Source organism: Westiellopsis prolifica IICB1, from assembly GCF_004323185.1.
Lineage (GTDB): Bacteria > Cyanobacteriota > Cyanobacteriia > Cyanobacteriales > Nostocaceae > Pelatocladus > Pelatocladus prolificus_A.
Genome location: NZ_NAPS01000002.1, coordinates 2,157,620 through 2,170,578, shown reverse-complemented (window position 1 = coordinate 2,170,578; position 12,959 = coordinate 2,157,620). Strand labels below are relative to the sequence as shown.

The window sequence follows — 12,959 nt, the reverse complement described above, 5'->3', positions numbered from 1 at the left end:
TAAGTCCTAATTTAGATATGGCAGAAAGGTACTTACTAAAAGTTTTATCTCCGCAGCCACCTTTCATGCACAAAAACCAACATAACTATGAACCTACTAATAATGACATATGATGAAGATGAATTGAACTATATTATTGCACTTTTCTAATTGATGTAATGTAGCGATCGCATTCGATGAATCAAGCTATTGTCAAGCAAAATTTTACCTCTCGTATGGAGGTGGTGCAGTCGCCTATTATACCTGTCGTAGGCGAATTGATTAACAACAATCCCGGAACAATTTCTTTGGGACAAGGTGTAGTTGCTTACGCGCCACCACCAGAAGCGATTGAGTTTTTAGCAAAATTTTTAGCGGAACCAACTAATCATCTCTACAAACCTGTAGAAGGAATTCCCTCGTTACTAACAGTCATTGCAGCCAAATTACAAACTTTTAATAGTATCAAAATCGATACAGACAATAGTATTGTTGTGACTGCTGGTAGCAATATGGCATTTATGAACGCCATTCTTGCTATTACTAATGTCGGGGATGAAATTATTTTAAATACTCCCTACTATTTCAATCATGAAATGGCAATTGCCATGGCGGGTTGTCATCCAGTATTAGTAGAAACCGATGAAAATTATCAACTGCGTCCCGATGCGATCGCTCAAGCTATCACCTCAAAAACAAAAGCTGTAGTGACAATTTCGCCGAACAATCCAACTGGGGTTGTATATAGCCAAACAGCCTTGCAAGAAGTAAATCAAATTTGTCGCGATCGCGGTATCTACCACATCAGCGATGAAGCCTATGAATACTTTACTTATAACGGAGTCAAACATACTTCCCCGGCTGCATTTCCTGATAGTAGTGAATATACTATTTCCCTATACAGCCTTTCCAAAGCTTATGGTTTTGCAAGCTGGCGCATCGGTTATATGGTGATCCCCAAACACCTACTTGTCGCTGTGAAAAAAGTCCAGGATACAAACTTGATTTGTCCACCTGTGATTTCCCAGTATGCAGCCTTGGGTGCTTTGCAGACAAAACCAGATTATTTGAGAAATCATATTCAAGCGATCGCTCAAGTGCGAGAATTGGTAATTAATTCTCTCCAAACATTAGAAGGATTATGCAAAATTGCTCCTGCTGAAGGTGCTTTCTATTTCTTTCTCAAAGTTAATACCGAAATAGATACTTTTGAATTAGTGAAAAGATTAATTCAGGAACATCAAATTGCAGTCATCCCTGGAACTACTTTTGGTATGCATAACGGATGTTACCTGCGTGTTGCTTACGGTGCATTGCAAAAACAGACAGCCAAAGAGGGGATAGAAAGATTAGTTAGAGGTTTAAAAAAGATTGTAAATACTTAAAATTTGAGTAATTAAACACAAAGACACATAGACGCGGAGCGGCTACTTGCAGAAGTCGCTTACGCGCCTACCCGTAAGGGTAGACACAAAGAATGATTTTCTTGGAGCCTTGAAGCCTTTGTGGTTAACTATATATACTGTGAAGATTAATTGCTGATTCTAAAAATTTATAAGAAATGCCAATTATTAGTAAATTCATTGAAGTAGAAACTACACCGGGAATTAATATTTATAATCTTACTCCTCAAATTGAGGCGTTGGTTTCTTCGACATCAATTCAGAATGGTCAAGTCTTGGTATTTTCTCGTCATACGACAACAGCTTTAGCTATCAATGAATATGAAGAAAGGTTGCTAGCAGATCTCAAAGTATTTTTACAAAAAATAGCACCAGAATCAGACCGCTATTTACATAATGATTTGCATCTGAGAAAAAATATTCCACCAGATGAACCAATGAATGCTCATTCTCATCTGATGGCAATGATGTTGAATAATAGCGAAATCATCCCTATTGTTGATGGAAAATTAGGATTGGGAACTTATCAGTCAGTTTTATTTTTTGAATTAGATGGGCCGCGTCAAAGAACTGTATTATGTCAAGTTTCTGGAGAGTAGATGCTAATCCAGTTTTAAATGATTACTCAAAGACAATATGCAAAAAACTGTTATAACGCTCACTTGAATTAACTATTTATTTTGCCATGACTGAATCAAATTATTGGAATTATTCAATAATCGATTCAATTCATGAAATGCTTCTGTTTGATGGCGAACATGAGCATCAATAAATAAACCAATTATATCTGCCATCAATAACCGCAATGCTGCTGGACTTTCAGTAGTTGGAAAGTCAAGAAATGCTCTACCTGTGGTGGAGTCGAAAGGATCAGTAATAATAAAATGATTTGCTCCCTCTAGAAACACCAAATAGTTATCATTTCGTCCCCCAGTAATTGCTTCTTGGAATGTACGCATGACAGCAGTGGTTGCATCACCTGAAGTGATTCCATAGCGATCGCTACTATTTGCAATCACTCCATCATGAGTTCCCCCAATCAATAACATCGGTAGAGAATCCGGTAAAGGCAAAATCGTACCTGGTTCGTACCCCATCATTGTTCCTCCCATAGAATGAGCAGCATAAGCAAAAGATGCTGCTACCTGTGGGAAAAAACCAGGGTTAGCATTTTCGATCGCCACTCTCCCACCTGCTGAATGTCCACCTAAAATTACCCGTTCTAAGTCAAGCATCCCAGCTAGGATTCCTTCTGCTTGCAACTGTTCAAGTTTTGCTAACAGTGTCGATAAAGTAGAACTAGTGGGAACAGTACCATAGATTTCAGGTTTCCATGTAGTAATATCCACTCCTGGAGTTATGCTTACTACTCCTGGAAGATTTTCTGCAATCCAGTTAAATGTAACCACCACTAGTCCACGTTCAACCAGCTTCATTGCTAACCATTGATATATGTGGGCTTCACAGTTAAACCCATTAAAAAAAATCACCACTGGAAAGGGGGCTTTTTGGCGATCAACAGGCACAATTCCCAGGTTATTTTCTGTATGGCTACCTGACATTTGTGCCGGATACAAGATTTTGAGATAAATCGTATCGTAAGGAGGCTTAACAGTTTCGACTTTTGCTGTTTGAAAAAACGCACGAACAGTCATGTTACATAGTATCTTACGTTACTAATATCAAATCTTAACTGCCAAGCAGAACTTTCTCAAATTAATCCAGATTAAATTTTTCAAACTCTGGTTGTCCAAACAACATATTTGCGTCTATTGCTGACAAAACTTTATTGTTAGCAGCATCAGAATTTAAACAACGGCAAACTAATTGTGCCACATCTGCCCGATTAATCATACCAGCAATACCTGGATTTTCGGTTAAAACTCCATTCCCAGTTGCAGGTTCAGACTGCAATCCACCAGGGCGAATAATAGTATAATTCAGCCCACTGGCAATTAAATGTTGTTCAGCTTTTTCCTTATCAATTAAAACTGGCTGTAATGCTTCTAAGATTTGTGGAGATAAAGCCACAACACTATTACCACTACCAATAGAAGTTACCAAAATAAACTTTTTGACTCCTGCTTTAACAGCCACATCAATGAGATTTTTATTACCTATATAATCTGCTCTGCTGTTATCTTTAGCTAAACCACCAATCGTTGTGATCACAGCATCAATGGCTTCATCTCCCAGAATTGCACGTTCGACATCCTCAACATTCATCGCATCTCCAAGAACCACTTTTATTCCCAGTGCTTCTAGTTCATCACGAGTTGCATCAGTTCTTAAGAGTGCTTTGACTTGAGATTTTTGCGAGATCAAACATTGCGCTATTTCTCGCCCCACACCTCGACTCGCCCCAGCAAGAAAAATTGACGATACTGCTGTCATAGATATTGTTTACGGAATTTTTCAATATTCAACAAATATTAACTATATCTTTTTTTAGATAATTAAATCTTTAAAGTAAGAAGAGAAGATTCACAGACTAGCGATCGCCTTCTGTTACCCAACCTCAAGCCGTTGTTTGAGAACTACGGCACGAAAATTAAGCAGGACTGATAGATAAAGCTGAACATCTTGATAGCATTGAGTCAAGTACCCGTCAGCAATGGAGCGAGGCCGATGTACGCAACCGTTACACAACCACTGACTTTTGAAGAGTTTCTTGCCTGGGACGATGGTTCAGGTAGAGAGTTTGAGCATTCCCGATTCTTTTACTAAAAAGGAAGTAAATAAAGGAAAGATAAATTAATTTAACATAAGTTAAAATTAACCCCATTGATACTTCACACAGAGTTTCTTGGTCTAAGTCAAGACATAAGTACTTAAAATGAATTTAATTTAATTTAATTTTGTCCAACTATTTATATCCAAAGACTGATTTAATTTGGCAATTACTTTCTCTGAAAGCATGATTAATTGTTAAGTCATATTACAATAGTTTCAAAAATATTTAGAAATTGTCAAAAAGTCAAACCTGGTTCTAATGTAGAACCAAAGGAGATACTAGAGGCAAATAAAATGATAAATAACATTCAAAAGTATAGATTTGTCTGTACTCTGACCTTCGGTGATATTTACGGTCAAATCATTGTTTGGTTGATTACGATTACCATTAGTTTGGCATCAGCTTTAGCACTAATGGGTGCAAGACGACCAGTTTATGCCTTAGCTGCGGTTGGGCTTGTTGTTTTGTTGTCTTTGCCTTTCTTACTTTTTGCTTTCGTTACTACTTTGTTAAATCATATAGAATTGTCCGCTGTAGAACCAGGAACAAAAATGGCACCAATCTCTGGTAATGTTTCGCAGCAAAAACCTGTAGAAGCAACTAGTTAATAAATTTTAGATTTTAGTTTTTAGATTTAAGTCTGGATATTGGGTATATATTCCCTGTCGATTGGCAGGGAATTTTTTTGCAGATGCAATTAATCGCATTCTTAAAATAGAAAAGTGGCTTTTTTTACAGTTGAGAACTATTTATGCTCGAACATGATGTAATTATTATCGGTGGTGGCTTGGCGGGATGTCGTGCCGCAGTGGAAATAACTAGAAAAAATCCCAGTTTGAATGTTGCTGTGGTTGCTAAAACCCACCCAATTCGTTCTCACTCTGTCGCTGCTCAAGGTGGAATTGCAGCGACGCTCAAAAATGTTGACTCATCTGATAGTTGGGAAGCACACGCTTTTGATACGGTTAAGGGTTCTGATTATCTAGCAGATCAAGATGCAGTCGAAATTCTGACTCGTGAAGCACCGGATGTAGTGATTGATTTAGAACACATGGGTGTGTTGTTTTCCCGCTTGAGTGATGGACGCATTGCTCAACGTGCTTTTGGTGGACATTCTCATAATCGTACTTGCTATGCTGCTGATAAGACTGGTCATGCGATTTTGCATGAACTGGTAAATAATTTGCGGCGCTATGGTGTGCAGGTTTATGAAGAGTGGTATGTGATGCGCTTGATTTTGGAAGAGAATCAGGCCAAGGGTGTGGTGATGTATCACATTTTAGATGGGCATGTCGAGGTGATCCGCGCCAAAGCAATCATGTTTGCCACTGGTGGTTATGGGCGGGTATATAACACTACTTCTAATGATTACGCTTCCACGGGCGACGGTTTAGCAATGACCGCACTTGCTGGTTTACCTTTAGAAGATATGGAATTTGTACAGTTTCATCCTACGGGGTTGTATCCAGTCGGGGTGTTGATTTCGGAGGCGGTGCGTGGTGAGGGGGCGTATTTGATCAACAGTGAGGGAGAACGGTTTATGGCTAGATATGCTCCCAGTCGCATGGAACTTGCTCCTCGTGATATTACCTCAAGAGCGATCGCTTACGAAATTCGGGCTGGTCGTGGTATTAATCCTGATGGAAGTGCTGGTGGTTCCTTTGTTTATCTTGACTTGCGCCACATGGGTAGGGAAAAAATCATGAGCCGTATTCCTTTCTGTTGGGAAGAAGCTCATCGTTTAGTGGGTGTGGATGCGGTAACTGAACCTATGCCCGTACGTCCTACGATCCATTATTGTATGGGTGGTATCCCTGTTAACACTGATGGTCGAGTCCGCAGTAGCGGGGATCATTTCGTCGAAGGTTTTTTTGCTGCTGGTGAGACTGCTTGTGTTTCCGTGCATGGTGCTAACCGTCTTGGTAGCAATTCTTTACTAGAATGCGTAGTCTATGGACGCAGAACCGGGGCTGCAATCGCACAATACATACAAAATCGCAAGTTGCCGGAGATCAATGAACAACGCTACCTCAGCGAAGCCAAACAACAAATTCAGGCTTTGCTGGATCAGTCAGGACAGTATCGGATTAACCAAATCCGTCAGACATTTCAGGATACAATGACTCAATTTTGTGGTGTCTTTCGCACCGCAGATTTAATGAGCGAAGGTCTACAAAAATTACAACAGTTACAAGATCAATACTCGCAGATATACTTAGATGATAAAGGTAGCTGTTGGAATACAGAAATTATTGAAGCTTTAGAACTACAAAGCTTGATGGTTGTCGGACAAATGATTCTAGCTTCAGCCTTCAATCGTCAAGAAAGCCGTGGCGCTCATTTCCGTGAAGATTATTCCCAACGAGATGACCAAAATTTCCTCAAACACACAATGGCTTATTATTCACCAGCAGGAATCGATATTCAATATCGTCCAGTGACCATTACTATGTTTGAGCCACAGGAAAGGAAGTATTAAAAGGGATCGGGGATTGGGGATCAGGGATCGGGGATCAGGGATCAGGGATCAGGGATCGGGGATCAGGGATCGGGCATTGGGCATGGGGCATGGGGCATCGGTTATTCTCCTTTGTCTCCCCACACCCCCACACTTCCCACACTTCCCACACTCCCATATCTCCCTTCCCGTGTCCCCAATCCCTGATCCCCGATCCCCGATCCCCGATCCCAATAAAAAAGTATTATTTATGACAATTTAATAATGCTTTAATCTTAAATACTGCCGAAATGGCAACATCACCTGATAACGTTTAGTTATTGTCAGGGAATAAGTCAAACGAATTGAGTTTTATTTGAGATTGTGGATCAGGAAAGTCAGAGTGCAGGCAAAAATTGGTTAAAAAAATTACCCGTACACTAGCAACTTTAAATCATCACGGTCATCTACTAAATTCTATGTATTCAGGAGTAAGTGAGTAGATAAATCAATAGTCGGGTAATGCCAGATTACGCTGTTGGATCGCACAAAACCTGTTTGCGTACAAAAATCAAGCTAAATCAAAGCTAAATGGTGTAATAGCCATTGATAATCTCAATATCTCACTATAAATCGTCGATCAAGGTGTGATATGTGGTTTTTTAGTGGTTGACTTGTGCTAAATATGGGTTAATCTTATAGCGGATTGTTTTAACTCACCATCTACCCTGACAGAAACGTGTAAAGATAATATTTAATTTGACAATTCTGTCTGAAATTTGATGTTTGCAAATTGAATATTCTGATACGGCTATACCAGCCGTAATGCATTACCTTAAACTAGGTAGGTTTGTAACGACTTAAGAGTTTTTTGTCTGGGAATTGTAATGGATAGTTTACAATACCAGGTGATGGGAAAATCTAAAGAAAATATAAAAGGAATAACACAACCGTGGTGTTAGGAGGAAATTAGTGTTTCTAAGACTAGCGCAACAACATCGGCAATTTGTTCAAGACCTAGTAATGAATCTGCAAGCTTTGGCCATTGTTCTAGAGCGACGTGGATATCCAGCGTCTTGTTACACTTGCGGCGACCAGATGAACAGTGCGTCATTTATGGTTAGCTTGGGAGAAAACCACCTGATTCGATTTTTGGTATCTGATTATGGGATTACTTGGACAGAAATGCGCGATGATCGCGAACTCATGAAGTTAGAGGGTGCCGAAGCAGTTAACCAATTACAGGAACTAGCCAATATTGTCAAAATCCCTACTCCAACTTCTGTAAACAATAAAACCCTGGCTAAACGTTACTAATTAAGACGTCACTGCTCAGGTAGTACGGACAAAATCGTAATCAAAAAAATGACATATAGGGAAGCAGAAGTTACTGTAAAGTCAATAGCCCAAGTCAATAGTCTACAAACTATTAACAATTGGCTATTGGCTGGGACAGCAATCTGTCAATCAAGTTAGCATCTCATAAGTAGACAGAAAACTTGCAACTAAATGTTTTGAAATTTCACTGTTGCCTGCTTGTACGATCTCCAACGTTATTATTTATTACAATCCGTTTCCGATCAAAATAAACGGCGCCCAGTAGTAGGGATGACTGAGGCTACCCAAAACAGATGGTGATAGATTCTCACTTCTAATTTGCTCCTGACCCACATTAGACGAATTTCCAGTGATTAGCGCTATTTGTGCTTGTCGTAACGCTTCAGTTTTTGTTAATTTTTCTGAAGATAGTAGGGCATAAAAAGCACTCATCAATGCCTGTGTACCGCCATCATCTACAGCCCAGAGTGAAGCAATGGCTGATCTCGCACCAGTTTTTTGCATCTGATAACCAAAACCTAAAATTTCCTCACCGTTGCCTAATTTGCCTCCTAGCCCTGTCTCGCAGGCACTCAGCACTACTAAATCTACTCGTGGTAGTGACCAAGTAGCAACATCTTTGAGGGTAGCTCGTTCACCGTTCCCAAATAGAATAAAAGAATCTTCTGGTTTACCCACAACAAATGCCGCATGGGTTGCCATATGGACAATTGTAAAATCATCCATTTGTGGCACAGTCATTTTTGGGTTAAAGGCGTCATTTAAAACTTTCTTGGTGCTGGGAACTATGGTCGCTAGATTTTCTATTTCTTTGGCTGCAAAAGGTAATCCAGAAAAAGTTTCTTGGCGATTAGCAATTTTGACTTCATAACTTCCTTTAGTAAATGCTGCTGCCAAAATACGTATATTTGATGACGGCTGTGTGTTGAAGTTTGTCAAACTGGCAGCAGTGATGTGATTTATACTATAGCGCTGCACTAACCATTGTTTGCCATCAAATAAGGCTGCTAAAGGAATGTAACGTAACTGCCCATCTGGTGCGTAAACTATAGTTTGGGTAGCGGCTTGGGTAAGTTCTTTTTCTATCGGCTTGATCAGCCAATCATACAATTGACGCGCAGGTTTTTTGACATCTAAACTAGGGTTTTCTAAGGCTTTGCGAAAACTAAGAATTGTTTGCTGGAGGTTGGCTTTTTTCACAGCAACAGTACGATGAATTGGTGGTGAATCAGGAGTGACTAATACCAATTCCAAAGTATTTTCTAATACTAGAGGATATAAAATTACAGATTTATTCGGTAGCCGCGCTAAGTTATCACGAATTTCATTGAGACTTTCCAAATCTAAATTTTGCCGCCTAGCTGTGCGGCTAATTTGTTCTACCTGTGTTTTAACCTCTGAACTATTAATAAAATTATTGAACTCATCCAAAATTTGCTGCTGATTTTCTACTATTTGTTGGATGCGTTGTTTTTGTTGTGGCGATCGCTTCTCTGGAGTAATCTGACGTAATTTGGTCAGTTCTTTGCCTAGTACTACTACACTATCAAGGGTTTGATCTAGTTTTTGCTTAATTGGTTTTTCGGTTGCGGTAATCTCAATTCCTTTGGCTGTTCTTTGATTACCTTCGACATTTTGAAGATATTCTTCCAATTCTTCGACTTTGATTAAGTCCAGAATACGCTGTCCTTCTGCGGTGCGATCACTTTGCAATAAACCTTGACCTAAAGCTTGGTATGTCTGGCGAACAGTAATATTATAAGCATCTAATTGTTCTCCAGAAAAAGCTGCTGGATTGAGGCGGACTTTTTCGCGATTATTAACACAATGCTTGTAAAAGAACATCGCTAACTCAGGTCGATTCTGGCTCGCTAGTAAATATCCTAAATTACTGTAGGTTTTGCCAAAAGCAATATGAGCCTTTCCAGGAGTTTTTTCATTAATACTCAGTTCTTTATTGATAGCTAAAGCTTGCAAATAAGCATTAAATGCTTGGGAAAACTTATTTTGTTGTTGGTAAACTCTGCCAATATTATTGAAAGTTATTGCTTCCAGCGACTTTTGCTGAATATTTCTGCTTATCTCTAAAGCAGTTTGTAATTTCCGCAACGCATCTGGAAAACGCTTTTGTTGAGATAGTTTGATTGCCTCTTGATTAAGTTGCTTAATCTGCTCAGAACTACTTGTATTCTGGAGTGATAATTTAGTTATTTCAGCATCTTTATTTTGTATACTTGTATTTGCTGTTACCGGGATATTTTCTGAAAACAACATTCCTGAACCTAGAGAAAACACCAAGCCAGCAGTAAAAATATTTGAATATATTTTCTGAGGGTGCATAAAAACCCTGCCAGTATCGGTTTGCTTTTGACTCAAGGAAAATAGTTGCACAAAGCTACTATTGTTTATGCTATTTCAAAAAATGGAAAATCTCTGAGAAATCCTAAGAAAATTTAAGATGTCTGAAGAAAAAACAAACTTACCCCAACTACCTACAACTGCTATAGACAGTCCCACAAGTCAGACACTTGAGTATTGGTTTGAATATCCCGTAAGAGTACAACCTCACCACACCGACTATTTAGGCGTGGTATGGCACGGTACTTATATAGCGTGGATGGAAGAAGCACGGGTAGAGTGCTTGCGTTCCATAGGTGTACAATATTCGGACTTGGTGGCTTTAGGTTGCGATTTGCCAGTAGTAGAACTTTCGCTACGCTACCACCGTTCGATTCAGTTGGGTATGGTAGCAGTAGTCAAAACACGCATGACTGAAGTTACCAGCGTCCGCATCAACTGGGATTACGTCATTGAATCTCCAGATAGACAAGAATTATATGTTACAGGCAAAGTCACATTAGTAGCTGTAGACCGAGAAAGAGGTAAGATCATGCGTCAACTACCTGCCAATGTTCAAGATGCATTTGCGAAAATATCAGCTTCATTGAAAAAATAATTGCTGGTCAATGGTCATTGGTCAATAGAGACGCGATGAATCGCGTCTGTACAATTGGTGATTGGTGATTGGTCATTGGCAAGAGGCTTGTTAAATAATTCTCCCTTGTCTTCCTACACTCCCAGACGCGATGAATCGCGTCTCTACATTACTCCCCACACTCCCCGATTCCCGATTCCCGTACTCTGCGAGAAGCCGCTTACGCGTCTACGCGAAGCGTCTCCTCTGGAGAATCCCCAATCCCCGATCCCTCACTTACCTATCTGTGGTAACTTCTGGGGAATTTGTACTATATAATTCCATATTTCTTGAGGCCCAATACCATAGCCAATCTGTAGCAAAACGACGATCGCAGCAATCATAAAAGCGTTTTTCACAGTCGTTTTGACTACTTTAATTAAGATTGTGAAGATTAACCAAGCAACAATTAGGGCTATAAGCATAATCATCAATCCCAAAGTTTTGCCTTGAGTGTCAATGAGATGACATCAGAAAAGGCGGTTGAATTTTAAATTAAATTGTGGTTATCAACTCTGTTTCAAGCATTATAAATATCACTAGTGTGGTTATAAAAATATCTTTTTAATAACCACAAATACAAAGCTATTGTTTAAAATAACTATTAGGTTTTATGTGTAATTTTGCTGCAATATTAATAAACAAGATGTTAACATAAGTTATCTGATTTATGAAAATAATTTTTATAAAAAAACATAAAATATTTTTGCTTAGTTTTAAAATAACTTATGAAAACATCAGCGTTCAGCCTGATACTGAACGCTGATTATTTGGAGATTTTTATTTTTTATCGAAAAGAAATTGTTTGTGGGTGAAATTCTAAATTTTTAGTAGCCGTCAAAACCTCTTGTCTAGCCCATTGATCGGCAGCCAAAATGTCATCTAAAGTGGGATTTGAACGGTTGTCGGATGAGAAGCGATCGCATACCCATTCGATGCACCGAGCGATATCTAAATAACTAATTTTTTCTGACAAAAATAAAGCTACAGCTTGTTCATTTGCTGCATTCAAAACAGCTGGCATCGAACCACCAGCCTTACCAGCAGCATAAGCCAACTGCATACAAGGATACTTCTTGTGGTCTGGTTCCCGGAAGGTTAAATTACCAGCTTTTACCATATCTAATCTTTCCCAGTCGGTGTAAATGCGTTCCGGCCAAGATAAAGCATATAGCAAAGGTAAGCGCATATCAGGCCAGCCCAATTGAGCTAACACAGAAGTATCCTGAAGTTCTATTAAAGAGTGAATAATACTTTGGGGATGGATGACAATTTCAATGTCTTTATAATCTAAACCAAACAAAAAATGAGCTTCAATTACTTCTAATCCCTTATTCATCAAAGTGGCAGAATCGACAGTAATTTTCCGACCCATTGACCAATTAGGATGTTTAAGAGCATCAGCAACAGTCACTTCTGCTAATTTTTCTGTAGGCCAATCCCGGAAAGCACCACCGGAAGCTGTAAGTAAAATCTTTCGCAAACCACCTTTTGGAACACCTTGCAAACACTGAAATATCGCCGAATGTTCCGAATCTGCGGGTAATAATTTTATCCCATGTTTCTCAATTAAAGGTAGAACAACAGGACCACCAGCAATTAGAGTTTCTTTGTTAGCCAAGGCGATATCTTTACCAGCTTCAATTGCTGCAATCGTCGGTAATAATCCTGCACAGCCAACAATACCCGTCACCACAGTTTGAGCATCACCATAGCGCGCCACCTCTACGATTCCTGAATCACCAGCCAAGAGAATTGGTTGGGGATCAAGATCCGCGATCGCTTCTTTGAGTGCTGGTAATTTTTCCTCTGCATAAATCGCTGCTATACTCGGTCGAAATTGCCGAATTTGACTAGCTAACAATTCCACATTATTTCCAGCCGCTAAACCAACAATCCGAAACTTATCCGGATTATTAGCGACAATATCTAAAGTCTGAGTACCGATAGAGCCAGTAGAACCAAGAAGAGTTATTGTTTTCACAATTATTTAGGGATCAACAGACAACTCCAATCTTAAATTGCTTCGTACTCTTGGGGATAGGGGATAGGGGATCGGGGATAGGGGATCGGGGATTGGTGATTGGGGATTGG

Annotated in this window: 11 protein-coding genes; 6 read left to right on the top strand and 5 right to left on the bottom strand. The window is 39.4% G+C overall.

The genetic code is table 11. The features are described 5' to 3' along the window. The first annotated feature begins 176 nt into the window (after positions 1-176). Positions 177-1,364, top strand: a complete 1,188-nt coding sequence (locus B4U84_RS23635) for a pyridoxal phosphate-dependent aminotransferase (protein WP_131120747.1) — start codon at positions 177-179, stop codon at positions 1,362-1,364. Between the two features lie 176 nt (positions 1,365-1,540). Next, complete coding sequence (locus B4U84_RS23630; protein WP_131120746.1) at positions 1,541-1,981, top strand: secondary thiamine-phosphate synthase enzyme YjbQ; 441 nt, start codon at positions 1,541-1,543, stop codon at positions 1,979-1,981. Between the two features lie 72 nt (positions 1,982-2,053). Here B4U84_RS23630 and B4U84_RS23625 read toward each other — a convergent pair whose 3' ends face one another. Both B4U84_RS23625 and B4U84_RS23620 read right to left on the bottom strand, forming a co-directional pair. Next, a complete protein-coding gene (locus B4U84_RS23625) occupies positions 2,054-3,037 on the bottom strand; it encodes an alpha/beta hydrolase family protein (RefSeq protein WP_131120745.1) in 984 nt (327 codons plus the stop codon). A gap of 61 nt (positions 3,038-3,098) precedes the next feature. Then, positions 3,099-3,776 carry an SDR family oxidoreductase gene (locus tag B4U84_RS23620; protein WP_131120744.1) on the bottom strand — a complete coding sequence of 226 codons (678 nt, stop codon included), beginning with the start codon at positions 3,774-3,776 and terminating at the stop codon, positions 3,099-3,101. A 633-nt stretch (positions 3,777-4,409) separates the two neighbouring features. On the opposite strand from B4U84_RS23620, the gene B4U84_RS23610 reads away from it, so the two are divergent. From B4U84_RS23610 to B4U84_RS23595, 3 genes are all read left to right on the top strand, one after another. Then, positions 4,410-4,724, top strand: a complete 315-nt coding sequence (locus B4U84_RS23610) for a hypothetical protein (protein WP_017311613.1) — start codon at positions 4,410-4,412, stop codon at positions 4,722-4,724. Positions 4,725-4,867: 143 nt separating this feature from the next. After that, the gene (locus B4U84_RS23605) at positions 4,868-6,595 is read left to right on the top strand and encodes a succinate dehydrogenase/fumarate reductase flavoprotein subunit (RefSeq protein ID WP_131120743.1); all 1,728 of its coding nucleotides are present in this window, start codon (positions 4,868-4,870) and stop codon (positions 6,593-6,595) included. A gap of 930 nt (positions 6,596-7,525) precedes the next feature. Further along, positions 7,526-7,870, top strand: a complete 345-nt coding sequence (locus B4U84_RS23595; protein ID WP_017311611.1) for a DUF1815 family protein — start codon at positions 7,526-7,528, stop codon at positions 7,868-7,870. Between the two features lie 246 nt (positions 7,871-8,116). Here the strand turns inward: B4U84_RS23595 and B4U84_RS23590 are convergent, their stop codons facing one another. Further along, positions 8,117-10,231, bottom strand: coding sequence for a CHAT domain-containing protein (locus tag B4U84_RS23590; RefSeq protein WP_131120742.1), 2,115 nt, complete (start codon positions 10,229-10,231; stop codon positions 8,117-8,119). A 118-nt stretch (positions 10,232-10,349) separates the two neighbouring features. Between B4U84_RS23590 and B4U84_RS23585 the strand changes: the two genes are divergently transcribed. Then, positions 10,350-10,847 (top strand): acyl-CoA thioesterase, encoded by a 498-nt coding sequence (locus B4U84_RS23585; RefSeq protein WP_017311609.1) that lies wholly within the window; start codon positions 10,350-10,352, stop codon positions 10,845-10,847. Positions 10,848-11,098: 251 nt separating this feature from the next. Here the strand turns inward: B4U84_RS23585 and B4U84_RS23580 are convergent, their stop codons facing one another. Together B4U84_RS23580 and dxr are read right to left on the bottom strand one after the other, a co-directional pair. Next, the gene (locus B4U84_RS23580) at positions 11,099-11,290 is read right to left on the bottom strand and encodes a hypothetical protein (protein ID WP_026081987.1); all 192 of its coding nucleotides are present in this window, start codon (positions 11,288-11,290) and stop codon (positions 11,099-11,101) included. Between the two features lie 362 nt (positions 11,291-11,652). Then, on the bottom strand, positions 11,653-12,849 hold the full coding sequence (gene dxr, locus B4U84_RS23575) for a 1-deoxy-D-xylulose-5-phosphate reductoisomerase (RefSeq protein WP_017311607.1): 1,197 nt from the start codon (positions 12,847-12,849) through the stop codon (positions 11,653-11,655). Between the last annotated feature and the right edge of the window lie 110 nt (positions 12,850-12,959).

What these genes read in the sequence shown, in the direction of transcription:
- B4U84_RS23635 (WP_131120747.1), top strand. Translation starts at nt 177, where the DNA reads ATGAATCAAGCTATTGTCAAGCAAAATTTTACCTCTCGTATGGAGGTG.
- B4U84_RS23630 (WP_131120746.1), top strand. Translation starts at nt 1,541, where the DNA reads ATGCCAATTATTAGTAAATTCATTGAAGTAGAAACTACACCGGGAATT.
- B4U84_RS23625 (WP_131120745.1), bottom strand. Translation starts at nt 3,037, where the DNA reads ATGACTGTTCGTGCGTTTTTTCAAACAGCAAAAGTCGAAACTGTTAAG.
- B4U84_RS23620 (WP_131120744.1), bottom strand. Translation starts at nt 3,776, where the DNA reads ATGACAGCAGTATCGTCAATTTTTCTTGCTGGGGCGAGTCGAGGTGTG.
- B4U84_RS23610 (WP_017311613.1), top strand. Translation starts at nt 4,410, where the DNA reads ATGATAAATAACATTCAAAAGTATAGATTTGTCTGTACTCTGACCTTC.
- B4U84_RS23605 (WP_131120743.1), top strand. Translation starts at nt 4,868, where the DNA reads ATGCTCGAACATGATGTAATTATTATCGGTGGTGGCTTGGCGGGATGT.
- B4U84_RS23590 (WP_131120742.1), bottom strand. Translation starts at nt 10,231, where the DNA reads ATGCACCCTCAGAAAATATATTCAAATATTTTTACTGCTGGCTTGGTG.
- B4U84_RS23585 (WP_017311609.1), top strand. Translation starts at nt 10,350, where the DNA reads ATGTCTGAAGAAAAAACAAACTTACCCCAACTACCTACAACTGCTATA.
- B4U84_RS23580 (WP_026081987.1), bottom strand. Translation starts at nt 11,290, where the DNA reads ATGCTTATAGCCCTAATTGTTGCTTGGTTAATCTTCACAATCTTAATT.